Annotated in this window: 23 protein-coding genes; 16 read left to right on the top strand and 7 right to left on the bottom strand. The window is 64.8% G+C overall.

The window, feature by feature from the left end:
• Positions 1-91: 91 nt before the first annotated feature.
• Positions 92-490: an MAPEG family protein gene (locus AABA86_RS29810; RefSeq protein WP_212244330.1), complete on the bottom strand. Its 399-nt coding sequence runs from the start codon at positions 488-490 to the stop codon at positions 92-94.
• A 64-nt stretch (positions 491-554) separates the two neighbouring features.
• Positions 555-2363, bottom strand: coding sequence for a PHA/PHB synthase family protein (locus AABA86_RS29805; RefSeq protein WP_338309334.1), 1809 nt, complete (start codon positions 2361-2363; stop codon positions 555-557).
• A gap of 253 nt (positions 2364-2616) precedes the next feature.
• Between AABA86_RS29805 and AABA86_RS29800 the strand changes: the two genes are divergently transcribed.
• The 5 genes from AABA86_RS29800 (at position 2617) to AABA86_RS29780 (ending at position 7646) form a co-directional block, all read left to right on the top strand.
• Complete coding sequence (locus tag AABA86_RS29800; RefSeq protein WP_038946669.1) at positions 2617-2892, top strand: hypothetical protein; 276 nt, start codon at positions 2617-2619, stop codon at positions 2890-2892.
• A gap of 216 nt (positions 2893-3108) precedes the next feature.
• Entirely contained in the window at positions 3109-4329 is a 1221-nt protein-coding gene (locus tag AABA86_RS29795; protein WP_212244324.1) for an LL-diaminopimelate aminotransferase, read from the top strand.
• Positions 4330-4358: 29 nt separating this feature from the next.
• Positions 4359-5675: a homoserine dehydrogenase gene (locus AABA86_RS29790; RefSeq protein ID WP_338309333.1), complete on the top strand. Its 1317-nt coding sequence runs from the start codon at positions 4359-4361 to the stop codon at positions 5673-5675.
• A 163-nt stretch (positions 5676-5838) separates the two neighbouring features.
• Positions 5839-6840 carry a class II fructose-bisphosphatase gene (gene glpX, locus AABA86_RS29785; RefSeq protein ID WP_018323059.1) on the top strand — a complete coding sequence of 334 codons (1002 nt, stop codon included), beginning with the start codon at positions 5839-5841 and terminating at the stop codon, positions 6838-6840.
• 86 nt (positions 6841-6926) lie between these two features.
• Positions 6927-7646: a haloacid dehalogenase type II gene (locus AABA86_RS29780; protein ID WP_338309332.1), complete on the top strand. Its 720-nt coding sequence runs from the start codon at positions 6927-6929 to the stop codon at positions 7644-7646.
• Positions 7647-7652: 6 nt separating this feature from the next.
• On the opposite strand, the gene AABA86_RS29775 is transcribed toward AABA86_RS29780, so the two are convergent.
• A complete protein-coding gene (locus tag AABA86_RS29775; RefSeq protein ID WP_338309347.1) occupies positions 7653-8246 on the bottom strand; it encodes a TetR/AcrR family transcriptional regulator in 594 nt (197 codons plus the stop codon).
• 269 nt (positions 8247-8515) lie between these two features.
• Here AABA86_RS29775 and AABA86_RS29770 point away from each other — a divergent pair, with 269 nt between their 5' ends.
• Entirely contained in the window at positions 8516-9718 is a 1203-nt protein-coding gene (locus AABA86_RS29770) for an efflux RND transporter periplasmic adaptor subunit (protein ID WP_338309331.1), read from the top strand.
• A gap of 5 nt (positions 9719-9723) precedes the next feature.
• Positions 9724-12870, top strand: coding sequence for an efflux RND transporter permease subunit (locus AABA86_RS29765; protein WP_338309330.1), 3147 nt, complete (start codon positions 9724-9726; stop codon positions 12868-12870).
• Between the two features lie 52 nt (positions 12871-12922).
• On the opposite strand, the gene AABA86_RS29760 is transcribed toward AABA86_RS29765, so the two are convergent.
• Both AABA86_RS29760 and AABA86_RS29755 read right to left on the bottom strand, forming a co-directional pair.
• Positions 12923-13894, bottom strand: coding sequence for an MBL fold metallo-hydrolase (locus AABA86_RS29760; protein WP_028144796.1), 972 nt, complete (start codon positions 13892-13894; stop codon positions 12923-12925).
• Positions 13895-14119: 225 nt separating this feature from the next.
• Positions 14120-14785, bottom strand: coding sequence for a GntR family transcriptional regulator (locus tag AABA86_RS29755; RefSeq protein ID WP_338309329.1), 666 nt, complete (start codon positions 14783-14785; stop codon positions 14120-14122).
• A 118-nt stretch (positions 14786-14903) separates the two neighbouring features.
• Between AABA86_RS29755 and AABA86_RS29750 the strand changes: the two genes are divergently transcribed.
• The 9 genes from AABA86_RS29750 to AABA86_RS29710 all read left to right on the top strand — a co-directional run bounded on the left by AABA86_RS29750 (position 14904) and on the right by AABA86_RS29710 (position 23902).
• Entirely contained in the window at positions 14904-15698 is a 795-nt protein-coding gene (locus AABA86_RS29750) for an enoyl-CoA hydratase/isomerase family protein (protein WP_338309328.1), read from the top strand.
• A gap of 10 nt (positions 15699-15708) precedes the next feature.
• Positions 15709-16968 (top strand): CaiB/BaiF CoA transferase family protein, encoded by a 1260-nt coding sequence (locus AABA86_RS29745; protein ID WP_338309327.1) that lies wholly within the window; start codon positions 15709-15711, stop codon positions 16966-16968.
• A gap of 55 nt (positions 16969-17023) precedes the next feature.
• A complete protein-coding gene (locus AABA86_RS29740; protein ID WP_338309326.1) occupies positions 17024-18016 on the top strand; it encodes a Bug family tripartite tricarboxylate transporter substrate binding protein in 993 nt (330 codons plus the stop codon).
• A gap of 297 nt (positions 18017-18313) precedes the next feature.
• Complete coding sequence (locus tag AABA86_RS29735; protein ID WP_338309325.1) at positions 18314-18796, top strand: tripartite tricarboxylate transporter TctB family protein; 483 nt, start codon at positions 18314-18316, stop codon at positions 18794-18796.
• A 10-nt stretch (positions 18797-18806) separates the two neighbouring features.
• Entirely contained in the window at positions 18807-20345 is a 1539-nt protein-coding gene (locus AABA86_RS29730; protein WP_212244302.1) for a tripartite tricarboxylate transporter permease, read from the top strand.
• Positions 20342-21346 carry a 4-hydroxythreonine-4-phosphate dehydrogenase PdxA gene (locus AABA86_RS29725; RefSeq protein ID WP_338309324.1) on the top strand — a complete coding sequence of 335 codons (1005 nt, stop codon included), beginning with the start codon at positions 20342-20344 and terminating at the stop codon, positions 21344-21346. Before AABA86_RS29730 ends, AABA86_RS29725 begins: the two co-directional genes overlap by 4 nt.
• A gap of 133 nt (positions 21347-21479) precedes the next feature.
• On the top strand, positions 21480-21695 hold the full coding sequence (locus AABA86_RS29720; RefSeq protein WP_212244299.1) for a hypothetical protein: 216 nt from the start codon (positions 21480-21482) through the stop codon (positions 21693-21695).
• A 134-nt stretch (positions 21696-21829) separates the two neighbouring features.
• The gene (locus AABA86_RS29715) at positions 21830-22891 is read left to right on the top strand and encodes a glycosyltransferase family 4 protein (RefSeq protein WP_338309323.1); all 1062 of its coding nucleotides are present in this window, start codon (positions 21830-21832) and stop codon (positions 22889-22891) included.
• A 12-nt stretch (positions 22892-22903) separates the two neighbouring features.
• A complete protein-coding gene (locus AABA86_RS29710) occupies positions 22904-23902 on the top strand; it encodes a L,D-transpeptidase family protein (RefSeq protein WP_338309322.1) in 999 nt (332 codons plus the stop codon).
• A 37-nt stretch (positions 23903-23939) separates the two neighbouring features.
• Here AABA86_RS29710 and AABA86_RS29705 read toward each other — a convergent pair whose 3' ends face one another.
• The gene (locus AABA86_RS29705) at positions 23940-24356 is read right to left on the bottom strand and encodes a cupin domain-containing protein (RefSeq protein ID WP_212244294.1); all 417 of its coding nucleotides are present in this window, start codon (positions 24354-24356) and stop codon (positions 23940-23942) included.
• 46 nt (positions 24357-24402) lie between these two features.
• Positions 24403-25146, bottom strand: coding sequence for an SDR family oxidoreductase (locus AABA86_RS29700; protein WP_212244293.1), 744 nt, complete (start codon positions 25144-25146; stop codon positions 24403-24405).
• Between the last annotated feature and the right edge of the window lie 125 nt (positions 25147-25271).

Here is a 25271-nt window from a genome sequence, read left to right as displayed (position 1 = left end):
CCCATGCTTGTTAGATCTGGGTTGTGGCTTTCTGGGTCCCGGCTCTGCGGCGCGTCACTGAGGTGCCGCGCCTTGTCCGGGACACGGAGGCTCACACCATCTTGAAGATCGCCAGCGCCAGCACGGCCTGGGCGAGGAAGCCGACGGTGAAGGCCAGCGTGCGGAACACGGGAATCCCGAGCGCGTAGACGATCAGATGCGCGACGCGCGACCAGAAATAGACGGCGCAAGCCAGCACGGTCCATTTCGAGGAATAGTCGATCGCGTTGAGGATCAGCACCAGCGGCGCAAAGAGCACGAGGTTCTCGACCGCGTTGTCGTGCGCGAACATCAGGCGGTTCGCCCATTCCGCCTGCGGCTTGTCGCCGCGCGAGGGGTTGGCCATGGCGCCGCTGAGGCCGCGGACCTGGCAGCGGTTGATGGTGTAGGGAATCCAGAGGATCCCGGTCAGGATCACCGTCAGTGTCAGCCAGAACAATTCGCGCGTCATGGTCGGGTCCCCTCTGTCGTCGCTGCGTTGAGCGCGAGTCTATACAAAAGCGCGGAAGATTCCGCTATGCGCGAACCCTGACATAGCTGCCGGGCGCGTCCTCGATCGCCGGCAGGGCGTCGCTGCCGACGCTGCGCGCCGGGACTTGCTCCGGATCGAGCTCGCCCAGCCATTGACGCCAGTCCGGCCACCACGAGCCCTTGTGCTCGACCGCGTCTTTCATCCATTGCGCGACGTTGACGTCCTTGATGTTGTCGTTGGTCCAGTACTGGTACTTGTTCGAGGCGGGCGGATTGACGACGCCGGCGATGTGGCCCGAGCCCGACAGCACGTATTTCACAGGACCGCCGAAGAACTGCGAGCCGTACAGCACCGATTCAGCGGGCGCGATGTGGTCCTCGCGGGTGGCGAGGTTGTAGACGGGCACCTTGACCTTGGAGAGATCGAGCAGCGTGTTGTCGAGCACCATCGTGCCGGTGGAGAGCCGGTTCTCCAGATAGCAATTGCGCAAATAATAGGAATGGTTCGACGCGGTCATGCGCGTCGCGTCCGAATTCCAGTGCAAGAGGTCGAACGCGCTCGGCTGCTGCCCCTTCAGATAATTGCTGACGACGTAGGACCAGATCAGATCGTTGGAGCGCAGCATGTTGAAGGCCATCGCCATCTTCGAGCCTTCGAGCACGCCGGCCGCCTTCATGTCCTGCTCGAGCGCCGCGATCTGCTCCTCGTCGACGAACACCAGGAGGTCGCCGGCATGGGTGAAGTCGACCTGTGCGGCGAAGAACGTCGCCGACGACACCCGCTGGCGGCGCTTCTCGGCGAGCCAGGCCAGCGTGGTCGCGAGCATGGTGCCGCCGACGCAATAGCCGGCGGTGTGCACCTTCATCTCGCCGGTGACCCTCTCGATCACGTCCATCGCCGTGAGCGGGCCTTCTTTCATGTAGTCTTCCCAGCTCTTGTTGCCGAGCCGCTTGTCGGGATTGACCCATGAGATCACGAACACGGTGATGCCCTGGTCGACGCACCACTTGATGTAGGATTTCTCCGGCTTGAGATCGAGGATGTAGAACTTGTTGATCCAGGGCGGCACGATCAGGAGCGGAGTGCGCAGCACCGTCTCCGTGGTCGGCGAATACTGGATCAGCTGCATCATCTCGTTCTGGTAGATCACCTTGCCCGGCGTCGTCGCCATGTTGACGCCGACGACGAGGTTGTCCGGGTTGGACTGGCGGATCTTCAGCATGCCCTTTCCGGCTGCGATATCCTCGGCCAGCATCTTCAGGCCGCGGGCGAGGTTCTCGCCGCTGCTGGCCACCGTTTCGCGCAGCACCTCCGGATTGGTCAGCACGAAGTTGGACGGCGAGATCGCGTTGATGATCTGCTGGACGTAGAACTCCGCCTTGCGGCGGGTCTGCGGATCGAGCCCTTCGGCGTCGCGCACCAGCTCCTGCGCCCATCTGGTCGTGAGCAGATAGAGCTGCATGACGAAATCGAAGAACTGGTTCGACTTCCATTCCGGGTCGGCAAAGCGCTTGTCGCGCGGCGAGGGCGCGATCGCGGGCGCTGCGTCCTGGCCGGCCATGCGGCGCACCGCCGAGCCCCAGAGGTCGAGATAGTCCTTGGCGAGCTTGGTCTGCAGATCGGAAGAGCGGGACGTATCCGACAGCCAGTATTCGGCGACCGAGGTGAAGGTCTTGACGACCTCGGTGAGCTCGGCCGGCGGGCGATCCTGCACCTCGCCGCTCTCGCGCGGCTTGAGGTAAGCGGCCAGCGCCTTGCCGCCGCTCTCCATCGCCCGCGCGACATTCATCGCGAAGGCTTCCGCATCGAACTTCGTCTCGGGTTTGGGCGTATCGGTCGTGGCCATACTCATGAGCAGAACAGTAACGATTCATTCCGTATTCGTCACCGCGAAGCTCGCATGTTTGACGTTAAACACTCTCGAAGATGTGTTGCACTGCGACAAATCTTCTTGGTTCCGTCACATTCGGGCCGCACCGCTCGGCTTGGTGGGCAATGGCTGTTTTCTCGCTCGCACCATTTGGGCAGCAATGGTTTGAGCTTGGGCGCGGTCTTGGGTAAGATTGCCCGGGGCCGTGCTTTGGGACGAGTAGGGGATTTCCCAAGTGTTGGCGTTGTGGGACCTGCAAAAGACGCTGCCGATCCGCGGCGCGCTGCTGATCGCGGCGCTCGCCGTCGGCGGCTGCTCGAGCCAGCTCGCTGATATGACCCCCGCGGACGCGCAGGCGCATCCCAGGGAGCCCGGCACCTACCTGCCGGTGCACGACCTGCCGCCGGATCGCGATCAAGCGGTCATCCCGCCGGAGCAGCGCGCCAAGATCGAGGCTGAGCTCGCCGCCGCGCGCGATCGCCAGGCCGTCGCCGGCAAGGATGCGAAATGAGCCGCTCCAAGGTAATCGCTGGCGCCTCCGCCTTGCCGTGCTAAAAGACCACGGTTCAGCCGAGAGTCAGGGCGAACGACTTCAGTCCTCGTCGTCGATGATTGCTCTAAGCATTTGATTTTGAGTAATTTTCACGACGGGACCGGACGCCTTTCCGAAGCGCCGTCCTGGCCTGTCGATTCTGTCCTGACCGGTTGCCCCGGAGCCCAGAGAGCCATGGAAGAATTTTACCGCATCCGCCGCCTTCCGCCTTACGTGTTCGAGCAGGTCAATCGGGCCAAGGCGGCCGCGCGGAATGCCGGCGCCGATATCATCGACCTCGGCATGGGCAACCCGGATCTGCCGGCCCCGGCGCATGTGCTTGAGAAGCTGAAAGAGACGCTGGGCAAGCCGCGCACCGATCGCTACTCGGCGTCCCGCGGCATCCCCGGACTGCGCCGGGCCCAGGCCGGCTACTACGCCCGCCGCTTCGGCGTGAAGCTCAACCCCGACACCCAGATCGTGGCGACGCTCGGCTCGAAGGAGGGCTTTGCCAACGTGGCGCAGGCGATCACCGCGCCCGGCGACGTCATCCTCTGTCCGAACCCGAGCTACCCGATTCACGCCTTCGGCTTTTTGATGGCGGGCGGCGTGATCCGCTCGGTGCCGTCGGAGCCGACGCCGCAGTTCTTCGAGGCGGTGGAGCGGGCGATCGTGCATTCGATCCCCAAGCCGCTGGCGCTCGTCGTCTGCTATCCCTCGAACCCGACCGCTTATGTGGCGAGCCTGGATTTCTACAAGGACCTCGTCGCGTTCGCCAAGAAGCACGAGATCCTGATCCTGTCCGATCTCGCCTATGCCGAGGTCTATTTCGACGAGAACAATCCGCCGCCCTCGGTGCTCCAGGTGCCGGGCGCGATGGACGTCACCGTCGAGTTCACCTCGATGTCGAAGACCTATTCGATGGCCGGCTGGCGCATGGGCTTTGCGGTCGGCAATGAGCGCGTGATCGCGGCGCTCGCCCGCGTCAAATCCTACCTCGATTACGGCGCGTTCACGCCGGTGCAGGTCGCGGCGACCGCCGCGCTGAACGGTCCGGACGATTGCATCAAGGAGATGCGCGACACCTACCGCAAGCGCCGCGATGCGCTGGTGGAATCGTTCGGCCGCGCCGGCTGGGAGATTCCGCCGCCGGAGGCCTCGATGTTCGCCTGGGTGCCGCTGCCCGAAGCCTTCCGCAGCGTCGGCAGCATGCAATTCGCGACCCTGATGGTGGAAAAATCCGGCGTTGCGGTCTCGCCCGGCGTCGGCTTCGGCGAGCATGGTGAAGGATATGTCCGCATCGCCATGGTGGAAAACGAGCAACGGATCAGGCAGGCCGCGCGCGGCGTGCGACGCTTCCTTGAAAGCGGCATCGAAACGTTGCACAACGTCGTTCCGCTCGCCAATCGGCGTTAAGTTCTCTTCGGCAGGTTTTCTAAGTCATCATGGTTGCACCCCTGAAAGTGGGCATAGCGGGGCTCGGCACCGTGGGCGCCGAAGTTGTCCGTTTGATCGAAACGCAGGCCCGCGTGCTCGCGGGCCGCAGCAGCCGCGGCATCCGCGTCGTTGCCGTCACCGCGCGCTCGAAGGCGAAGAAGCGCGGCATCGATCTGCGCGGCGTCGAATGGGTCAAGGATCCGATGGCGCTCGCCACACATCCCGGCATTGATTGCTTCGTCGAGCTGATGGGCGGCGCCGGCGATCCCGCGCTGTCGGCGGTGGAAGCCGCGCTGAGCGCCGGCAAGTCAGTGGTCACCGCCAACAAGGCGCTGCTTGCGAAGCACGGTTTGAAACTGGCAAAAGCCGCTGAAAAGCACGGCGGTGCGCTGAATTTCGAGGCAGCCGTCGGCGCCGCGATCCCCGTCATCAAGACGTTGCGCGAGGGTCTTGCCGGAACTGGCATCAACCGCGTCTACGGCATCCTCAACGGCACCTGCAATTACATCCTGACCCGGATGGAGCAGGAAGGCCTGTCCTTCGCCGAATGCCTCAAGGACGCGCAGCGGCTCGGTTATGCCGAGGCCAACCCGTCGTTCGATGTGGATGGTCACGATACCGCGCAAAAACTCGCGATCCTCGCCAGCCTTGCTTTCGGCACGAAAGTTGCTCAAAGCGCGGTGTATGTCGAAGGCATCTCATCTATCGCACCGGAAGATCTGCGTGCGGCATCCGATCTCGGCTACCGCGTCAAGTTGCTCGGGGTTGCGGTGCGCACCGCCAAGGGCATCGAGCAGCGCGTGCATCCGACCATGGTTCCGAAATCCTCCTCGATCGCGCAGGTGATGGGCGTCACCAATGCGGTCACGATCGACGGCGAGGGCATTCCGCCGATCACGCTGGTCGGCCCCGGCGCCGGCGGCGCCGCGACGGCGTCCGCCGTCGTCGCCGATATCGCCGATGTCGCGCGCGGCATCCGCGCCAATCCGTTCGGCCGGCCCGTTTCTCATTTGCGCGACACCAAGAAGGCGCCGATGGAGCGGCACGAGGGCGGCTATTACATCCGCCTGCTGGCGCGCGATTTCCCGGGCACCGCGGCCGCGATCGCGACCCGGCTTGCCGAACAGAAGATTTCGATCGAGTCGATCGTGCAGCGTCATCCCAATGGCGGCGCTGCGCCGGCTGACGGCAAGGCGGTCCCAGTGCCCGTCATCCTGATCACTTACGCGACGCATGAGGACGCCGTGCGCCGCGCGCTCGCCGCTGTGCAGAAGGACAAGGTGATCAGCGGACGGCCGCAGGTGATCCGGATCGAGAAGAACTAGAGCATGACCCGGACCTGGAGGGCCGCGCCAGCGCAAAGTGCGAAGCGGTTTTCCGGAAGGGGCGTGCTCAAACAATAAGACGGTTTGAACGAACGAACCGTGGGCGTTGAGAGTTGATGCGGGCAGAGACTTCTGTCCAAAACCGTTTCGAAGGAGTGAGCCGATGTCGACCCATATTTCAGTCCCCCCGCACGCGTTGCTCGAGCGCATCCTCACGCTGGAGATCGTGCGCGTGACGGAGCGGGCGGCGGTGTCGTCGGCGCGGCTGCGCGGGCACGGCAACGAGAAAGCGGCCGACCAGGCTGCGGTGGATGCGATGCGCCGCGAGCTCAACAAGCTCCCGATCGAGGGCACCATCGTGATCGGCGAGGGCGAGCGCGACGAGGCGCCGATGCTCTTCATAGGCGAGAAGGTCGGCCTGAACGCCGGCCCGCAGGTCGACATCGCGGTCGATCCGCTCGAAGGCACCACGCTGTGCGCCAAGAACATGCCGGGCTCGATTGCCACCATGGCGATGGCCGACGGCGGGACGCTGCTGCACGCCCCCGACGTCTACATGCAGAAGCTCGCGATCGGGCCGGGCTACAACAAGGGCGTCGTCGATCTCGATGCAACGCCGGCCGACAACGTCCGCCGTCTCGCCAAGGCCAAGGGTGTCCAGCCCGACGGCATCACGGTTCTGGTGCTCGATCGCCCGCGCCATGCCAGCATCATCGAGAGCGTGCGCTCGACCGGCGCCGCCGTGCGCCTGATCACCGACGGCGACGTCGCCGGCGTGATCCATTGCGCCGACCCCGATAACACCGGCGTCGACATGTATCTCGGCACCGGCGGCGCGCCGGAAGGCGTGCTCGCGGCCGTGGCGCTGCGCTGCATCGGCGGCCAGATGCAGTGCCGCCTCATCCTCGATTCCGACGAGAAGCGCGAGCGCGCCGCCAAGATGGGCGTCAACGATCCCAAGATGATCTACGGCATCGAGGACATGGCGCGCGGCGACTGCCTGTTCGCCGCCACCGGCGTCACCACGGGCTCGCTGCTCTCGGGCGTCAAATTCCGCAAGGACGGCGTGATCGAGACCGAGACGGTGGTGATGCGCTCCGTCACCGGCACGGTGCGCTACATCAAGGCCGAGCATCGCGAGCTTGCGAAGTTCCATCTGGACTAAGTTAGGATACGCGACCCTCGTTCCGGGCCTGCGCTTCGCGGCGCATCCCGGGACGACCAAGAACAAGCAACATTCAGGGAAGCGCCATGTCCGAACTCTCCGCCGTCAAAGCCCTTGTCTTCGACGTCTTCGGCACGGTTGTGGACTGGCGCACCAGCCTCATCACCGACTTCATGTGGTGGAGCAAGCAGCGCGGCATCAGTGCCGACTGGACGGCGCTCGTCGACGGCTGGCGCGGCATGTACATGGCCTCGATGGACGACGTGCGCAAACATCCCGAGCGCGGCTATGTCATGCTGGACGATCTGCACCGCCGCTCGCTTGAGAATCTGGTCGCGCAGTTCGCGATCAAAGGCCTCACTGACGCCGATCTCGATTATCTCACCAAGGGCTGGCATCGCCTCCATCCCTGGCCGGACAGCGTCGCGGGCCTCACCCGGCTGAAGTCGAAATTCGTGATCTCGCCGCTGTCGAACGGCAATGTCGCGCTGCTCACCAACATGGCGAAGTTTGCCGGCCTGCCGTGGGATCTCGTCATGTCGGCCGAGCTGTTCGAACACTACAAGCCGGATCCGGAAACCTATCTGGGCGCAGCAAAGCTGCTCGGCCTCAAGCCGGAAGAGGTGATGATGGTCGCCGCCCACAACGGCGATCTCGCGGCGGCGCAGAAGAACGGGTTGAAGACCGCGTTCGTCGCACGGCCGACGGAGTACGGTCCGCTCCAGAAGGTCGATTTCGAAGCCACCGGCAATTGGGACATCGTCGCCAAGGACTTTGGCGGGATCGCCGACAAGCTCGGCTGCTGACCCTGGTCAAGCTGAGCGGGGCGGCTCACCGGCCCGTTCGTCGGCCGCACAGAACGTCGCAATGGCAAGATCGATCCGCCGGTCCAGCGCCCGGCGATTGAGCTTGAACGCGGTGTCCGTCAGCAGCCTGAAATGATCGTGGCTGAAGACCATGCCGAACAGCATCTCGGCGACGAGGCGGAGCGGCACGCCCTCGAAACGAGGCTCCAGGCGAACGGCCTTGAGCAGCTCCACGATGTGCTCCGTGCCGGATTCGATGATGACCTCGGCAAACATGCGCCCAAGTGCAGGCGAGGCCTGGCGTTCCCCGATGATCAGGCGCTGCAGCGCGATCTCGCCCGGCGACAACGCCACGTCTGCCGCCTCCCGGAGCATGTTTCGAAGCCGGATCACTGGTGATCCTTCCGAAGGGGCGTCTGCGTACTCAGCTTGAGGCAGGCTGCGCAGCAGCATGGCGCGGAACAGCTCGGTCTTGCTCTCGAACAATCTGTAGAGCGTCTTCTTCGACATCCCGGCGGCACCGGCGATGTCGTCCATCGTCGTCGCGGCAAAACCCTTGCTGGTGAAGGTGTCCTTTGCCGCCGCCAGCAATTGCAACATGCGCGCGTCGGGGGCGGGAGGGTCGACGGCCGGCTTGGTCTGCTCCGACGGCGGAGTAACGCGGCTCCGACTGCTGGATTCTCTTGCCATGGACGCACCTGCTTGAATTTGAGCTGCTTCACGACTGCTTGAATGCCGTTGCGTAGACAGCCTAGCACTTGACTTCAGGGAAGGAAACTACCAAGTTTCCCAATGGAAACTGAATAGTTTCCAAATGTTTCCGTGCGCGGTGCCCTTCAGGGGCCGCAACTTACCCATGGATCGTCATCATGCGTCGCCCGATCGTCCGCGCTGTTCCCTTGATTGCCCTGCTGCTTGCCGCTTGCGGGGAGCAGAACCCGCAAGCGGCATTGCAGCAGATGGTGCCGGAGGTCGGCATCATGACCCTGAAACCGCAGGAAGCGAAGATCTCGACGGTCCTGCCGGGCCGCGTCGTTGCCTATCAGGTTTCCGAGGTCCGGCCGCAGGTCACGGGCATTCTGCTCAAGCGCGACTTCGTGGAAGGCGCCGAGGTCAGGGAAGGCGACCTGCTCTATGAGATCGATCCGGTGCAGTACAGAGCGGGTCTGGCGAGCGCCGAGGCCGCCGTGCAGAGGTCGGAGGCAACGCTCGTCAGCGTCAAGCTCAAGGCCGCGCGCAAGACCCAGCTTCTGCAAACCAATGCGGCGAGCCAGCAGGATGTCGACGATGCGGTCGCCGCCTACAAGCAGGGCGAGGCCGACGTGAAGGCGGCGGAGGCCAACCGCGACACCGCCGCGATCTCGCTCGACCGCACCAAGGTCACCGCCTCGATCTCGGGCCGGATCGGCAAGTCGAGCATCACGCCCGGCGCGCTGGTCACCGCCAGCCAGGCAACCGCGATGACGACGATCCAGCAGCTCGACCCTGTTTATGTCGATCTCGACCAGTCCACCTCCGAGATGGAACGCCTGCGCAACCAGATCGCCAGTGGCCAGCTCAAGCGTCCCGCCGAGGGCGTGCAGGTCGAGCTCTTGATGGAGAGCGGCAGGGCTTACGGCCACAAGGGCAAGTACGGCTTCACCGATGCCAGCGTCAACGAGAGCACCGGCTCGGTCTCATCGCGCGCCGTCTTCGCCAATCCCGAGCGGGCGCTGCTGCCCGGCATGTATGTGCGCGCCCGCGTTGTCGCCGGCGTGGACACGGCCGCGATCTTGGTGCCGCAGCGGGCGGTCTCGCGCAATCCGCTGGGGCAGGCGGTGGCGATGTTCGTCGACAAGGACGGCAAGGTCGAGCAGCGGACGCTGGAGCTCGGGGAGGACGTCGGCAGCAACTGGCTGGTGCGCTCCGGCGCCAAGGCGGGTGATCGCCTGGTTGTCGAGGGAACGCAAAAGGCCCGCCCCGGTGCGCCCGTCAAGACCGTCGAGGTCGCGATCGATCCTGCAACCGGCCTCACCGTGAATCCGACGCGGCAGGCCGATGCGCGGCCTGCCGCCGCCACAGCCGAGCAGTAACCGTCATGTCCCATTTCTTCATCAAGCGGCCGATCTTCGCCTGGGTCATCGCCATCCTGATCATGCTGGGCGGCGTGCTCGCGATCATGCGGCTGCCGATCGCGCAATATCCGCAGATCGCGCCGACCGTGGTCACGATCACGGCGACCTATCCCGGCGCCAATGCCGAGACCGCGGAGAACTCGGTGACCAAGGTCATCGAGCAGAACATGACCGGTCTCGACTATCTGCAATACATGTCGTCGTCGAGCACTTCGACGGGCCAAGTGCAGATCTCGCTGACCTTCACCAACGAGGCCGATGCCGACATCGCCCAGGTGCAGGTGCAGAACAAGCTGCAGCTTGCAACACCGCTGCTGCCGCAGGTCGTGCAGCAGCAGGGCATCAAGGTCGTGAAGTCCTCGGCGAGCTTCTTGATGGTGCTCGGCTTCGTCTCCGAGGACGGCCGGCTTGCCGCCAGCGACATCGCCGACTACGTGGCCTCTTCGGTCAACGATCCGATCAGCCGCGTCGCCGGCGTCGGACAGGTGACGTTGTTCGGCGCCGAATACGCCATGCGCATCTGGCTCGATCCCGACAAGCTGGCCAAATACAATCTGATGCCCGGCGACGTGACCGAGGCGATCCAGACCCAGAACACCCAGGTGACCGCCGGCCAGCTCGGCGGCCTGCCGTCCGTCGGCGGCCAGCAGCTCAATGCCACCATCACCTCGCAGAGCCGCCTGCAGACGGTCGAGCAGTTCAAGGACATCATCCTGCGCACGGCCACGACCGGTCAGACGGTCCGCATCGGCGACGTCGCGCGGGTCGAGCTCGGTTCGAAGTCCTATGATTCCGCGGCGCGCTACAACGGCAAGCCGGCCGCGGGCATGGGCATCAGCCTTGCGACCGGCGCCAATGCGGTCGCGACCTCGGAAGCGGTGAAGGCGCGTGTTGCCCAGCTCAGCGCCACGATGCCGGAGGGGCTCCGCGTCGTCTACCCCTACGACACCACGCCCTTCGTCAAGCTGTCGATCGAGAAGGTGATCCACACGCTGTTCGAGGCGATCGCGCTGGTCTTCGTCGTGATGTTCGTGTTCCTCCAGAGCTGGCGCGCCACCCTCATCCCGACCATCGCGGTGCCGGTGGTGCTGCTCGGGACCTTCGGCGTGCTCTCGCTCGCGGGCTATTCCATCAACACCTTGACGATGTTCGCGATGGTGCTGGCGATCGGCCTGCTGGTCGACGATGCCATCGTCGTGGTCGAGAACGTCGAGCGCGTGATGGCCGAGGAGCAGCTCGGGCCGCGCGAGGCGACCGAGAAATCCATGCGCGAGATCACCGGCGCGCTGGTCGGGATCGGCGTCGTGCTCTCGGCCGTTTTCATTCCGATGGCGTTCTTCAACGGCTCGGTCGGAATCATCTACCGGCAGTTCGCGCTCACCATCGTCACGGCGATGCTGCTGTCGGTGCTGGTGGCGCTGATCCTGACGCCGGCGCTGTGCGTCACGATCCTGAAGCCGCCGCAACACCATGGCGCGCAACGCGGCTTCTTCGGCCTGTTCAACCGCGGCTTTGACCGTATGGCGGACGGCTATCAGCGCACCGCGGGCGGCGCGATCAGGCGCGTCGCCGGGGCGATGATCGCCTTCGCGGCGATCGTCGCCGCCATGGTCGTGCTGTTCCAGCGGCTGCCGAGCTCGTTCCTGCCCGAAGAGGACCAGGGCACGATCATGACCCTGATCCAGCTCCCGGTCGGCGCGACTTCGACTCGCACGCTCGACGTGATCAAGCAGGTCGAGCATCAATATCTCGACAACGAGAAGGACGCCGTGGACGGCGTGTTCGCGGTCAGCGGCTTCAGCTTCGCCGGCCAGGGGCAGAACGTCGGCCTTGCCTTCGTCAGCCTGAAGCCGTTCGACGAGCGCAAGAGTCCTGCGGCCTCGGCGCAGGCCGTGGCCGGCCGTGCCATGGGGGCTTTCATGAAGATCCGCGACGCCATGGTGTTCGCAGTGCTGCCGCCGTCGATCCCCGGCTTCGGCAATGCCGGCGGCTTCGATGTCTATCTCCAGGACACTGGCGGGCAGGGGCACGAGGCGCTGATCCAGGCGCGCAACCAGCTGCTCGGGCAGCTTGCGGCGGACAAGCGCGTGGCGCAGGCCCGGCCGAACGGTCAGGACGACACGCCGCAATTCAACCTCGACGTCGATCAGGCCAAGGCCACCGCGCTCGGCGTCAACCTCAGCGATCTCAACACCACATTGTCGGCGGCCTGGGGCGGCGCCTATGTCAACGACTTCATCGATCGCGGCCGCGTCAAGCAGGTCTATGTGCAGAGCGATGCGCCGTTCCGCATGGATACCAGCGACATGGGCCGCTGGTATGTGCGCAACGCCTCCGGCTCGATGGTGCCGTTCTCGGCGGTCGCTACCGATCGCTGGAGCTTTGGCTCGCCGCGCCTCGAGCGCTACAACGGCGTTGCCGCCGTCGAGCTTCAGGGGCAAGCGGGGCCGGGCATCAGCTCGGGCGTCGCCATGCAGGCGGTGGAGGAGCAGATGGCCAGGCTGCCCAAGGGCTATGGCCACGAATGGACCGGATTGTCGTTCCAGGAACGGCTCACCGGCAGCCAGACGCTGTATCTCTATTCGATCTCGCTGCTGATCGTCTTCCTGAGCCTTGCGGCACTCTACGAGAGCTGGTCGGTCCCGTTCGCGGTGATGCTGACGGTGCCGATCGGCGTGCTCGGCGCGCTGCTCGCGGCGACGCTGTTCAGTCAGGCCAACGACGTCTATTTCCAAGTCGGCCTTTTGACCACGATCGGTCTTGCCTCGAAGAACGCGATCCTGATCGTCGAATTCGCGCTGGAGCAGATCGCGGCCGGCCGCAACCTCGTCGATGCCACCCTGCACGCGGCGCGTCAGCGTCTGCGTCCGATCCTGATGACGTCGCTCGCCTTCATCCTCGGCGTGCTGCCGCTGGCGGTGGCGACCGGCGCGGGCTCGGCCAGCCAGAACGCGGTCGGCATCGGCGTCGCCGGCGGCATGATCGCGGCAACCGTGCTCGGCATCTTCTTCGTGCCCGCACTGTTCGTGCTCGTGAAGCGGATATTCCCGGGCGGCCGGACGGATGCCGCCGCCTCGGAGGCCGGCGCTGTTGCGGAGCCTGCGGAATAGGGCACGTCGACGGTCCGGACGGCACGCGCCGCCCGGACCTGATCTCGAGAACCTACAGCGTCATCTGCATCGGTTCGGGATAATAGTGGAAGCCTTCACCGGCCTTGGCGACATGGCCGTAGCCCGGCCAGGCGAAGTGATAGGACATCACCGGGGTCTTGTTGGCCGCAAGCATCGTCAGCAGTTTGACGCGCGATTCCGCGGCCTGCTTCGGATCGGTGTCGTAGGAGAATTCCATGCGCGGCCGCTCGAGCAGCAGCACGGAATGGTGCGAGAGGTCGCCGAGGAAGGCGAAGGACTTGCCGGCCGACGACACCAAGAAGATGGTGTGGCCGACGGTGTGACCGGGCGCGGAGATCGCCTGCACCCCCGGCAGGAATTCCTGGCCGTCCTTGAAGAACACGATCCGGTCGCGGACCGGCAGCAGGTTCTTGCGGGCGTGAACGACGAAGTCCTTGGCCGGGCTGCCGAGCTTGCCTTCGTCGGTCCAGAAGTCGAAATCGGTCTGCGAGATGTAGATCTGCGCGTTCGGAAACAGCGGCTTGCCGCCTTCGTCGACGATGCCTCCGATATGGTCGATATGGGCATGCGAGCACACGACGGCATCGATGTCCCCCGGCTTGATGCCGGCCTCGGTCATGCTCTTCTGTTGCCGGCCGGTGCTGGCGCCGAACATCTTCGATGAGCCCATGCCGGTATCGAACAGGATGAGCTTGTCGCCGGTGTTCACGATCGGCGAGTTCTGTTCGAGCACGACGTTGTCCGGCGACAGGAAATTGTCCGCCAGCATCTTCTTCACCTCTTCCTTGGGAACGCCGGTGAAGGTTCCGGAGGGATCGCCGAGCGGCAGCGGCCCGTCGGACACGACGGTGACCTCGGCATCGCCGAGAACGAAGCGGTGCCAGTAGGGCGTCTGGGTGCCGAGCTTGGGAGCCCGCGCCATCGCGCTGGTGCCGAGCATGGCGCTGGCGCCAAGGCCCGCTCCGAGCGCGAGTAGGGATCGACGGGACACATCGATTGTCATGCGTTTCCTCCGCTTTTGTCTTTTGTTTTGCGCGATTGTTCGCGCGTTGGGACCGGCCTGATCGGCCACGCGGCCGCAGGTCGGCAGAGAAGTATGCTGCTCCGGCCGCGACAAGCTAGCAAGTGGAATTAGTGCGCAGATTCACGCGGAGCGTGAACGAGCTGCCGGACGGGAAGGCCACGTGTGGACGCGCTCTCCGCTGGTCAGGACAACGCGAATTGCGCCTTACGCAATTCTCAGCGTGAGATCGTTCCCTTCCGTCTCGGCAAAGCCCGCCTGCAACACCTCCTCGCGCTTGTGGCGGAGATGCGCGCGCAAAATGTGGGAGAGGCCGACGCCGTCGCGGCGCTGGAGCGCGTTCAGGATGGCGTCATGCTCCTTCACGGCGAGCGCCCAGCGCTGCGGCGTCATCGGCGTGACGTAGCGCGCGCGCCGGATGCGCGCTGTCACTGATGTGTAGAGCCCCGCGAGCACGGGATTTCCGGCTGCGGTGACGATGGCCTCGTGGATGGCGCGATTGCCGCGGTAGTACTGGATCAGATCGCCATCGCGATAATGCAGCACCATGGCCGCATGCGCGGCGGCGATCTCGTCGATCTCGGCGTCCGTGATGCGTTCGCAGGCGAGCTCGCCGGCAAGGGCCTCCAGGCCCTGGCAGACCTCGAACAGGTCGCGCATGTCCTTGTCGGTCAGTTTTGCCGCGCGCGAGCCGCGATGCGGCAGCAGTTGCACGAGGCCTTCGGCGGCCAGCACCTTGAGTGCCTCGCGCAGCGGCGTGCGTGAGATCTCCAGCCGTTCACACAGCTCGCGCTCGGGAATCCGCGCGCCCGGCGGGATTTCGCCGTCGAGCAGGATCGCCCGGATGCGGCCAACGACGTCCTCGTGAAGCATGGGGACCAGCGCTCCAATTTGAATGCAAAACTGGGATAAGCGATCGTATTTAGAAGTTCCAGCTTGCTAATCGCAGATTTTGCATTCAAAAATGTAAAAAACAAGAGGATATGAGGAAATGGACCGGGCGGTAGGGGCAGACGACCTCGTTTTTGAATGCAACGACGGTATCGGGCGGATCACCTTCAACCGTCCGCAGGCCCGCAACGCCTTCACTTTCGCCATGTACGAGCGGCTCGCTGCGATCTGCGAGGAGGCCAACGGCGATCATGCGATCAAGGTGCTGGTGTTGCGCGGAGCCGGCGACAAGGCCTTTGCGTCCGGCACCGACATCAACCAGTTCCGCGAGTTCAAGACGCCGCAGGATGCGATCGACTACGAGAACCGCATCGATCGGGTGCTGACCACGCTCGAACAGTGCCGCGTGCCGACCATCGCGGCGATCAACGGCTTTTGCACCGGCGGCGGCGCCGGCATCGCCGCGGCCTGCGACCTCCGCATCGGCACGGCAAGTGCGAAGATCGGTTTTCCCATTGCCCGAACACTTGGCAATTGCCTGTCGATGTCCAATGTCAGCCGTCTCACCGCGCTGATTGGCGCCGCGCGCGTCAAGGACCTGATCTTCACCGCTCGCCTCGTCGACGCCGCGGAGGCTGCCAGCGTTGGGCTGCTCGGCGAAGTGGTCGAGGACATTGCCGCGCTGGAAAAGCGCGCCGACGAGGTCGCCCGGCTCGTCGCCAGCCATGCGCCGCTGACGCTGAACGCGACCAAGCAGGCGGTGGCCCGCCTGCAACGGCGGCTGACGCAGGACGAAGGCGAGGACCTTATCCTGATGTGCTACACGAGCCAGGATTTTCGCGAAGGGCTCGATGCTTTCCTCAACAAGCGCGCCCCGCAGTGGCGCGGTCAATAGGACAGGCCCGATGCAAAGCGATCGATCGCAATCCAACTCTCGCCGTTCGGGACCGCTTGCCGGCCTCAAGGTCGTCGACCTCACCCATGTCATGGCCGGGCCGACCTGCACCCTGATGCTCGCCGACATGGGTGCCGACGTCATCAAGATCGAGAAATCGCCCAACGGCGACGACACCCGTCATTCGGTGCCGCCGAAGATCGGCGAGGAGGCGGCCTCCTTCCTGATGATGAACCGCAACAAGCGCGGCATCGTGCTGGATCTCAAGACCGAAGGCGGCAAGCAGGTGCTGCGGCGGCTGATCGCTGATGCCGACGTGCTGGTCGAGAACTTTGCGCCGGGCGCGATGGAGCGCCTCGGCTTCGGCTACGAGGCGCTGCACGAGCAATTCCCGGCGCTGATCTACTGCTCGCTGTCGGGCTTCGGCCGCACCGGCCCCTACAAGCACCGCCGCGGTTTCGACCTCGTCGCCCAGGCCATGAGCGGCATCATGAGCTTTACCGGTGAGCGCCCGGATGGGCCGCCGGTCAAATGCGGGCCGCCACTGTCCGACATCACCGCCGGCCTGCTCGCGAGCATGGGCATCCTCGCGGCCTATACGCATCGCCTCAAGACCGGCGAGGGGCAGTGGGTCGAGACCTCGCTCTATGAGGCCGCCCTGGTGCAAACCTATTGGCAATCGACCATCGCACTCGCCGCCGGCACGGCGCCGCGTGCGATGGGGTCGGCCCATCCGCTCAACGCGCCGTACCAGGCGTTCGAAGCTTCCGACGGCTGGCTCGTGGTCGGCGGCGCCAACAAGAAGCACTGGCTCTTGATGCTGGAAGCTCTTGGCGCCGGCGAACTCGCCGCCGATCCGCGCTTCGTCACCGGGGCCGACCGCATGGCCAATCTGAAAGTGCTCGAAGCGGTCCTGAGCGAGCGCTTCAGGACCCAGTCGCGAGCGCATTGGCTCGCGGCACTGGACGAGAAGGGCGTGCCGTGCGGACCGGTGCATGACATGCTGGAGGCGCTCAGGGATCCCCAGACGCTGGCGCGCGAGATGGTCGTCGAAGTCGAGCATTCCACGCTCGGCCCGGTGAAGACGATCGGTCTTCCCGTCAAGTTTTCAGAGACCCCAGGCAAAGTCCTCTCGGGCGCGCCGGTCTATGGTGAGCATACGGGCGAGGTGCTGGCCGAGTACGGCTTCGACCAGAAGCAGATCGAAGCGCTCGAAAAAGAAGGCGCAATCGTCTTAGGCTCAGGAAGACGCGAGGAACGCGTCGCCTGACCGGACGTCGATACGACAGACAACAACAAAAGACAAAAGCCAGCTGGAGGAAATCATGGGTCGGACGTCGATACTTCTGCTCTCCGCAGCCGCGACCATGCTCGCCGGCACGATGCCGGCGCTCAGTGCCTGGCAACCGCAAAAGCCGATCGAGTTCGTCGCCACCGCCGGGCCCGGCGGCGGGACCGACAATCTCGCGCGCGCGGTGCAGAACATCATTACCAAGCACAAGCTGACGGAGCAGCCGATCGTCGTCGTCAACAAGGGCGGCGGCAGCGGCGCGGAAGGCTATGTCTATGGCAAGGCCTCCGCCGGCGATCCCTACAAGGTGATCTTCGGCACCTCGAACGCCTGGCAGCAACCGCTCGTCTCCAAGGTCGCCTTCAACTACACCGATCTCACGCCCGTAGCGGCGATGGCGCAGGACGAGTTCCTGCTGTGGGTGAAGCAGGACGCGCCTTACAAGACGGCGGGTGACTATCTGAAGGCGGCCGGATCGGGCGAGTTCAAGATGGGCGGCGCCCAGTCGAAGGACACCGACGAGGTGCTGACGCGCATGATCGAGAAGGCCGGCAAGGTCAAGCTGACCTATATCCCCTTCAAGAGCGGCGCGGAGACCGCCGTGCAGCTCGCCGGCGGACATCTCGATTCCCACGTCAACAATCCCAGCGAAAGCCTCGGCCAATGGCGCGGCGGCACGCAGCGGCCGCTCTGCGTTTTCAGCCCGAAGCGGCTGCCGCAGGGCGCCAAGGTCACCGCGACCGAAGGCTGGGGCGATGTTCCGACCTGCGTCGAGCAAGGGCTCGACATCAAGCAATATGAGCAGCCACGCACCGTGTGGCTGCCCGGCAAGGTCACGCCGGACCAGGCCGCGTTCTATGTCGACCTCATGAAGAAGGTGCAGGCGACGCCGGAGTGGAAGGACTACATCGAGAAGACGTCCCAGGTCGACACCTTCCTGACCGGCGCCGAGTTCGACAAGTTCATCAAGGAGGATCTCGAGCACGTCAGGCAGGTCGCGGGCGAGCAGGGCTGGCTGGTCAAGTGAGGAGGGGCGCATGCAGCGGGGGGGACGATGTGGGCAAGGCTTCCCGCAGCATGTCGACCATCATGCCAAATCCGCCGCTGTCGTCCCTGCCTAGCGCGCAATTGCGCGCGGAGGCGCAGGGACCCATACCGCGTGATCTGTCGAGAAGTGTCGGTCGCTGTACCGAAGTGACCTCGAGTCTTCGTCAAATTCCTCCCCGGGGTTATGGGTCCCTGCGTTCGCAGGGACGACACCGAGCGCCGGGGAAGGATGCGTGGCTACAGCGGGCAATTGCCCGACGTCAGAGCGGAGTCCCCGATGATCTCTCGCCGCGCGCTTGAACTTGCGACCGCTGTCCTCACCGGCAGCTTCGGTGTGGCCGTCGTCGTCTCCAGCCTCGACAACGGCATCGGCTGGTCGAGCGCGGGCGTCGATGCCGGCACGTTTCCGTTCCTGACCGGCATCGTCATCGTGCTCGGCAGCCTCTACAACCTGGCGCGGGGCGTGCTGCCGGTTGCGTCCCTGGCAAACGTTCCCATCGCGATCACGCCGATCGAGCTGCGCCGGCTTGCCGGCCTGTTCGTGCCCGCCGCGGTTTTCGTCGCCGCAATCCCGCTCGCCGGGATGTACGTCGCCTCGGCGCTGTATGTCTTCGCGGTGCTGGCGATCCCCAGACATCAATCGGTGCCGCGCGCGCTGGGGATGGCGGCAGCGACAGCGCTCGCGCTCTACGTCGTGTTCGAGCGCATGTTCCAGGTGAGCTTGCCGCACGGCGCGCTCGCAGCCGCCTTCGGGTTCTGACGGAGGGCCGATGGACAATCTCGGGGAACTCCTCCACGGCTTCAGCATCGCGGTCACCGTGCCGCACCTGGTGCTGATGGTTGTCGGCGTGCTGCTCGGCATTCTCGTCGGCGTGCTGCCCGGGCTGGGCGCGCCAAATGGCGTGTCGCTGCTCCTGCCGCTGACCTTCGGCATGCAGCCGGTGTCGGCGATCATTCTGCTCTCCAGCATGTATTGGGGGGCGCTATTCGGCGGCTCGGTCACCTCGATCCTGTTCAACATTCCCGGCGAGCCGTCGTCGGTTGCGACCACCTTCGACGGCTATCCGATGGCGCGCGACGGAAGGCCGACCACGGCGCTCGCCACCGCCTTCGGCTCGGCCGCCTTCGGTGCGCTGGTCGGCGTCATCCTGATCACTTTCCTCGCGTCCTGGGTGGCGCAGGTCGCGCTCGCCTTCGGGCCGGCGGAATACTTTGCCGTCTATTTCCTGGCCTTCGCCAGCTTTGTCGGCATGGGCGGCGCCGCGCCGATCAAGACGGTCGTGGCGCTCGCGATCGGCTTTTCGATCGCCGCGATCGGCATCGACACCGTCTCCGGCAGCGTCCGCCTCACCATGGGCGTTGATGAACTCGTCAAGGGCGTGAGCTTCGTCGTCGCGGTGATGGGCCTGTTCGGCATCGGCGAGCTGCTGGTCGCGGTCGAAGAGGAATTCCATGCCCGCGCGGTGTCCTCGAAGATCGACTGGCGCGAGGTGTTTCGCGCGGTCGGACGCCTGCCGCGGCATGGCGTTGCCTTGCTGCGCAGCGCCGCAATCGGCTGCTGGATGGGGATCACCCCGGGCGGACCGACCGCGGCGTCCTTTATGAGCTATGGCATCGCTCGCCGCTTCTCGCGCCGGGGCCGCTATTTCGGCACCGGAGAGGTCGAAGGCATCATCTCGCCGGAGACGGCTGACCATGCCGCCGGCACCAGCGCGCTGCTGCCGATGCTCTCGCTCGGCATTCCCGGCTCGGCGACCGCGGCCGTCATGATGGGCGGGCTGATGATCTGGGGCCTCAATCCGGGGCCGATGCTGTTCGTCGACCAGAAGGACTTTGTCTGGGGCCTGATCGCCTCGATGTATGTCGGCAACATCGTCGCCGTCGCCTTGGTGCTGTTGACCGTCCCGGTGTTTGCAGCCTTGATGCGGATTCCCTTCGTCGTCATCGCCCCGCTGATCGTGATCATCTGCGTCGTCGGCGCCTATTCGGTGTCGAATTCCTATCTCGACGTCGTCATGATGCTGGGCTTCGGCATCGTCGGCTATCTCTTCAAGAAGCTGTTCTATCCCTTGGCCCCGCTGGTGCTCGCGATCGTTATCGGCGACAAGGCCGAGGATGCGTTCCGGCAGTCGATGCTGATGTCGAAGGGGTCGCTCGGGATCTTCTTTGCGAACAAGCTGGTGACATGCCTGATCATGGCCGGCATCGCGCTGCTGCTGCTCCCGCTTGTGCTGCAGCTCGCACGCCTCTGGCGCAAGCCCGCATCCCCCGCGACCGAAACGACCGCCCAGGAGAAGGTGATCATATGACCGCAAAGCCGCTGGTTGCATTGGCCATGGGAGATCCCGCCGGCATCAGCCCGGAGCTGACGGCCAAGCTGGTGGCGCAGGACGACATCCGCGCGAAAAGCCGGCTCGTCGTGATCGGGGACCGCCGCATCTTCGAGGAGGGCGCGCGCATTGCCGGCGTCAGGCCGGCGCTGGAGATGGTGGAGCAGGGGGCCGATCTTCGCGCGGCGGGGGGCGAGGCGCTGTTCGTCGATCTCGGCCATCTCGATCCCAAGGAGGTCGAGCCGAAGACCGCGACCCTTGCCGGCGGAAAATTTGCGCTGGCGAACTACAAGCACGCGCTCGAGCTCGGCCGCGACGGCCGCGTCGAGGCGGTCTGCTTCACCCCCTTCAACAAGCAGGCGATGCGGCTTGCCCGCGCCGAGTACGACGACGAGATCGCGTTTTCGGCCGAAGTGGTCGGCCTCAAGACCGCGGCGAGCGAGTTCAACGTCCTGGACCGGCTGTGGAACGCGCGAGTCACCTCCCATATTCCGCTGAGGGACGTTGCTGCAAAGTTGTCCAGCGAACGCATCCGTCGTGCGCTCCAGCTGACCGATGCCTGCATGCGCAACGCCGGCTTCGCGCGGCCGCGCATCGCCGTGGCCGGTCTCAATCCGCACGCGGGCGATGGCGGAAATTTCGGCCGCGAGGAGATCGATATCATCGCGCCCGTGGTCGCGGCCGGCCAGCGCGAGGGCATCGCCGCGGAGGGACCGTTTCCCGCCGACACCGTCTTCCTGCGCGCCAATGCCGGCGCGTTCGATGCCGTGCTGACGATGTATCACGACCAGGGCCAGATCGCGATGAAGCTGATGGGCTTCGACCGTGGCGTCACCTTGCTCGGCGGCTTTCCATTCCCGATCTGCACGCCAGCGCACGGCACGGCTTACGACATTGCCGGGCAAGGCGTCGCGTCGATCGGAGCCAGCCGGGCCGCGTTGCTCCTCGCCGCGGAGATGGCCACGCGGCGCGCCGCCTGATTTGCACGCAGCAGGAGCAAACGCTTGCTGAACTCGCCTTGCGGGCAGCATTAGACTTTCGGGAAAAACTGGAAACTTCCGCCGTCGCGACGAGTTGGCGTCCCATGAACATCTTCACGTCGGAGCTGGGAACATGGTCGACGACGGTCCGCTACGAACAGCGGTCGATACCGCATGGTGCGTGTACCGCGCGCGGCATCGCGATATCGATGCTGCGGATGGCCGTCGCTGCCTGCTCGAGCGCCATCTGCGAGGGAGACGGGAAGCACGAGAGAGCGACGGCGACGCCCAGGAACTCACGGGTTTCGGGCTTGCCTATCTCGAGCGGCTTTCCGATGACTCATGTTGATGTCGCTTGAGAGGCTTCTGTGCCGCCTGGCGCGCGCGAGCGCCAGACCGGCTTGGACGTTGCTCGCGATTTCGAACCTCCTGTCCGCAGCCATCGTGCTGATCTTCCGATTAGCGATATAGCGGCGGGCTATCATGCGCATCGCTCAGCTTGCTCCCCTGGCCGAAAGCGTCCCTCCGAAGCTCTATGGCGGCACCGAGCGGGTAGTCGCCTGGCTGGTCGATGAGCTCGTCAAGCTTGGACACGACGTCACGCTATTTGCCAGTGGCGACTCCCGAACGACCGGCAAGCTTCACCCGGTATGGCCACGCGCGCTGCGACTCGGCCGAAAGGGCGCGGATCCCGGGGCGGCCAGCGCGATGCTGCTGGAAGCGATCGCGAAGCGGGCGAGGGAATTCGACGTGATCCACGCGCATGTCGACTGGCTCCCACTGCCGCTGCTCACTCGCCTTGGCGTGCCGTTCCTCACGACCATGCACGGCCGCCTCGACTTGCCGGGGTTACCGGACGTGATCCGGCAATTCCCCGAGGCAAGCTTCGTGTCGATTTCCGATCGCCAGCGCTTGCCGCTTCCCGATGCGAAATGGATCGGAACGATTCAGCACGGATTGCCGTCGGAGCTGTTGCGCCCCTCCTGTGAGGAGGGATCCTATCTGGCTTTTCTTGGTCGTCTGACCGCCGAGAAGGGGCCGGAGGACGCTATCCGGATCGCGCACGCGGCCCGGATGCCCCTCCGCATCGCCGCGAAGATCCCACGCGCCGAGACCGCCTACTTCAGGAAACACCTCGAGCCTCGGATCGACGGCGAGAAGATCCAGCTTATCGGTGAAGTCGATGACATCAAAAAGCAGGCCTTCCTCAGCCAGGCGGCCGCGCTTTTGTTTCCGATCGACTGGCCGGAACCTTTCGGGCTGGTCATGATCGAGGCGATGGCCTGCGGCACGCCCGTGATCGCGTACCGTTCCGGCTCCGTCCCTGAGGTGATCGAGCACGGTGTGACCGGTTTCATCGTCGAGAACGAGGAGCAGGCGGTCAAGGCCGTCGACGAACTGGACAAGCTGGATCGAAGGAAGGTGCGTGCCCGCTTCGAGGAACGCTTCACCGCACGCCGAATGGCGCGGCAGTATGAACAACGGTATCGCGAGCTGGTTGCCGCTGCAGCCCCAGGGTTCAACGCGCAACCGCAGGAAACCTGAAAGGAGGCGGCGATGTCCCTGACGAAAACGGGGCAGATTTGCATCTTGCTTGTCTTTGCCCTGGCGGCCTCGCCAGCGTTTGCTGCCGAGATGACGGCGGATGCGGTCAATTCTGCCCAGCCAACGAAAAAGAGCCTTTCGAAGGAGAAGCCGACCCCGGCGGGCGTGCGCTTGCAGGTCCTCCTGGATCGGGCGCACTTCTCGCTAGGCGAGATCGACGGCAAGTTCGGAGAGAATGCCAGGAAAGCGCTGCGGGCCTATGCGGAAGCGCAGCAATTGCCGAGTTCCGATACCCTATCGGACGATGTTTGGAAGGCGCTGCAAACGGATGACCGGCCGGCGACCGCGACCTACACCGTCGCCCAGCAGGACGTGGCGGGTCCTTTCCTGACCAGGCTCCCGCCGAAGATGGAAGACATGAAGGACATCCCGAAGCTCGGCTACACCAGCCCGCGCGAAGCACTGGCCGAGAAATTTCACATGAGCGAGCAACTCCTGGAGATGCTCAACCCCGGGCGCCATTTCGACCGGGCCGGCGAGATTATCGTCGTGGTGAACATTGGCAACGAGGGCAATGATGCACCTGCCAAGGCCGACAGGGTCGAGGTCGACAAGGTCAGGCAGACGGTAAAGCTGTTCGATAAATCAAATGTCATGATCGGATTCTATCCCGCGACGGTCGGAAGCGAAGACAAGCCTTCGCCTTCGGGCACGCTCAAAGTCACGGAAATCAGCCGCAATCCGTACTATCGCTATAATCCTGATTATCACTTCAAGGGCGTCCGTTCCCGCTCGCCCTTCAAGATCAGGCCAGGCCCGAACAATCCGGTCGGCACTGTCTGGATCAACCTGTCGGCTGAAGGCTACGGCATTCACGGCACGCCTTCGCCGGGCAAGATTTCCAAGGCGGAATCTCACGGCTGCGTACGCCTCACCAATTGGGACGCCGAACGCGTCGCGGCGAGCCTGTCGAAAGGCACGCCAGTCGTTTTCGTCGAGGGTCCCAATTGACGCTGGTGGCAATCGCCAGCCGTCTGCCGGTCTGGCGCTACTTCGCAAGAGGCGTCGTCAGCTCCTTGTCGGCCGTATCCACCACGAACACGGCCAGTAGTTTCGCCGGCTCGGTATCGCTGGCGTTGGCGCTGACGGCGTGGCGATCGCCAGGCCGTTCGGCAAAATTCTCTCCCTTGTGAAAGACCTTGGCGGGGCCGTCATTGACCTGACTGCGGATCGAGCCTTCCAGGACGGTGGCATAGATGAAGGCGGAGGGCGCGTGGATGTGGGCCGGCGAGGAGCCTCCGGGACCGTACTCAACCAGCACGCCCTTCATGCTCTTGCCGGGGACATTGGGCAGGGCCTGGTCGAATACGATTGTGACCTTGGCCGATGGTGCTGCCGTCTCGGCCGCATCGACCGTCAGGACAGACGCGGCGTAAACCGCCGTTGCGATCAACAATCTGCGCATGGGATTTCCTTCATTGCCGTTTCTGTGTTGATTGCAGCGGGCCCCCTCAGAGGCGCGCGAGCCATGTTGCGAGCGACGTCTTCCCGAGCCGCGCCTCGCCGAGCGGGTTCAGCGATGTGTCCTGAATGGGAGCGCCGTAATATTGTGCTTTTGGGTCGCCGACCACCGTACGGCTGTCGCCGGAGGCTTTCAGACGGCGCGCGACGAACTCATTGAAGGGAGCCTTCTCGGGGCCTGCGATGTCGATGGTGCCGTTCAGCGGCCGCCCGGATGCGATCTGTGCGAGGCAATCGACCACGTCGTCGGCCGCGATCGGCTGAAACAGCGCCGATGGAACGACGATCTTGTCGCCGGCCGCCCCGGCGTCGCCAATGGCGCCGAGGAATTCGAAGAATTGCGTGGCGCGGACGATGGAGTAGGGGACGGAGGAGGCCTTGACGATGGTCTCCTGGGCGAGCTTGGCACGGAAATAGGCGATGTCGGGCGAACGATCGGTCCCCACGATCGATAGCGCGACGTGATGCTTGATGGCTGCGGCGGCCTCGGTCGCGGCGAGATTTCGGCTCGAGCGCTCGAAGAATTCGAGCACGGCGGCGGGCTCCCAGGACGGCGCGTTGGCCACGTCGACGACAACTTCCGCGCCCGCCAGCGCCGCAGCGAGGCCTTCCCCGGTCACGGCGTTCACGCCTGATTTCGGCGAGGCCGCTACCGCGTCATGGCCCTGTTGTTTGAGCTTCGCCACGAGCTTGGATCCGATCAATCCGGTTCCGCCGATCACGACGATCTTCATGGCATGTCTCCTTGGCATGTAACGAGCGCGAGATGATCAATGCCGGTGCGAACCCGCGCGCTCACGTCGATCAACGTGATGCGAGCGACTCTATTCGATCAAGGACGCGGGCCTCTTGCCTGTAA

Source organism: Bradyrhizobium sp. TM233, assembly GCF_036247965.1.
Classification (GTDB): Bacteria; Pseudomonadota; Alphaproteobacteria; order Rhizobiales; family Xanthobacteraceae; genus Bradyrhizobium; species Bradyrhizobium ottawaense.
The sequence above is the reverse complement of the archived record's forward strand: the minus strand, read 5'-3'. Positions and strand labels throughout refer to the sequence as shown.

Excerpts from the sequence above, each read along its gene's own strand:
- AABA86_RS29760 (WP_028144796.1), bottom strand. The coding sequence starts at position 13,894 with ATGACAATCGATGTGTCCCGTCGATCCCTACTCGCGCTCGGAGCGGGC.
- AABA86_RS29750 (WP_338309328.1), top strand. The coding sequence starts at position 14,904 with ATGGACCGGGCGGTAGGGGCAGACGACCTCGTTTTTGAATGCAACGAC.
- AABA86_RS29735 (WP_338309325.1), top strand. The coding sequence starts at position 18,314 with ATGATCTCTCGCCGCGCGCTTGAACTTGCGACCGCTGTCCTCACCGGC.
- AABA86_RS29770 (WP_338309331.1), top strand. The coding sequence starts at position 8,516 with ATGCGTCGCCCGATCGTCCGCGCTGTTCCCTTGATTGCCCTGCTGCTT.
- AABA86_RS29715 (WP_338309323.1), top strand. The coding sequence starts at position 21,830 with ATGCGCATCGCTCAGCTTGCTCCCCTGGCCGAAAGCGTCCCTCCGAAG.
- AABA86_RS29775 (WP_338309347.1), bottom strand. The coding sequence starts at position 8,246 with ATGTTGCAATTGCTGGCGGCGGCAAAGGACACCTTCACCAGCAAGGGT.
- AABA86_RS29805 (WP_338309334.1), bottom strand. The coding sequence starts at position 2,363 with ATGAGTATGGCCACGACCGATACGCCCAAACCCGAGACGAAGTTCGAT.
- AABA86_RS29710 (WP_338309322.1), top strand. The coding sequence starts at position 22,904 with ATGTCCCTGACGAAAACGGGGCAGATTTGCATCTTGCTTGTCTTTGCC.
- AABA86_RS29780 (WP_338309332.1), top strand. The coding sequence starts at position 6,927 with ATGTCCGAACTCTCCGCCGTCAAAGCCCTTGTCTTCGACGTCTTCGGC.
- AABA86_RS29810 (WP_212244330.1), bottom strand. The coding sequence starts at position 490 with ATGACGCGCGAATTGTTCTGGCTGACACTGACGGTGATCCTGACCGGG.
- AABA86_RS29705 (WP_212244294.1), bottom strand. The coding sequence starts at position 24,356 with ATGCGCAGATTGTTGATCGCAACGGCGGTTTACGCCGCGTCTGTCCTG.
- AABA86_RS29730 (WP_212244302.1), top strand. The coding sequence starts at position 18,807 with ATGGACAATCTCGGGGAACTCCTCCACGGCTTCAGCATCGCGGTCACC.
- AABA86_RS29765 (WP_338309330.1), top strand. The coding sequence starts at position 9,724 with ATGTCCCATTTCTTCATCAAGCGGCCGATCTTCGCCTGGGTCATCGCC.
- AABA86_RS29725 (WP_338309324.1), top strand. The coding sequence starts at position 20,342 with ATGACCGCAAAGCCGCTGGTTGCATTGGCCATGGGAGATCCCGCCGGC.
- glpX (WP_018323059.1), top strand. The coding sequence starts at position 5,839 with ATGTCGACCCATATTTCAGTCCCCCCGCACGCGTTGCTCGAGCGCATC.
- AABA86_RS29740 (WP_338309326.1), top strand. The coding sequence starts at position 17,024 with ATGGGTCGGACGTCGATACTTCTGCTCTCCGCAGCCGCGACCATGCTC.
- AABA86_RS29790 (WP_338309333.1), top strand. The coding sequence starts at position 4,359 with ATGGTTGCACCCCTGAAAGTGGGCATAGCGGGGCTCGGCACCGTGGGC.
- AABA86_RS29720 (WP_212244299.1), top strand. The coding sequence starts at position 21,480 with ATGGTCGACGACGGTCCGCTACGAACAGCGGTCGATACCGCATGGTGC.
- AABA86_RS29700 (WP_212244293.1), bottom strand. The coding sequence starts at position 25,146 with ATGAAGATCGTCGTGATCGGCGGAACCGGATTGATCGGATCCAAGCTC.
- AABA86_RS29745 (WP_338309327.1), top strand. The coding sequence starts at position 15,709 with ATGCAAAGCGATCGATCGCAATCCAACTCTCGCCGTTCGGGACCGCTT.
- AABA86_RS29795 (WP_212244324.1), top strand. The coding sequence starts at position 3,109 with ATGGAAGAATTTTACCGCATCCGCCGCCTTCCGCCTTACGTGTTCGAG.
- AABA86_RS29755 (WP_338309329.1), bottom strand. The coding sequence starts at position 14,785 with ATGCTTCACGAGGACGTCGTTGGCCGCATCCGGGCGATCCTGCTCGAC.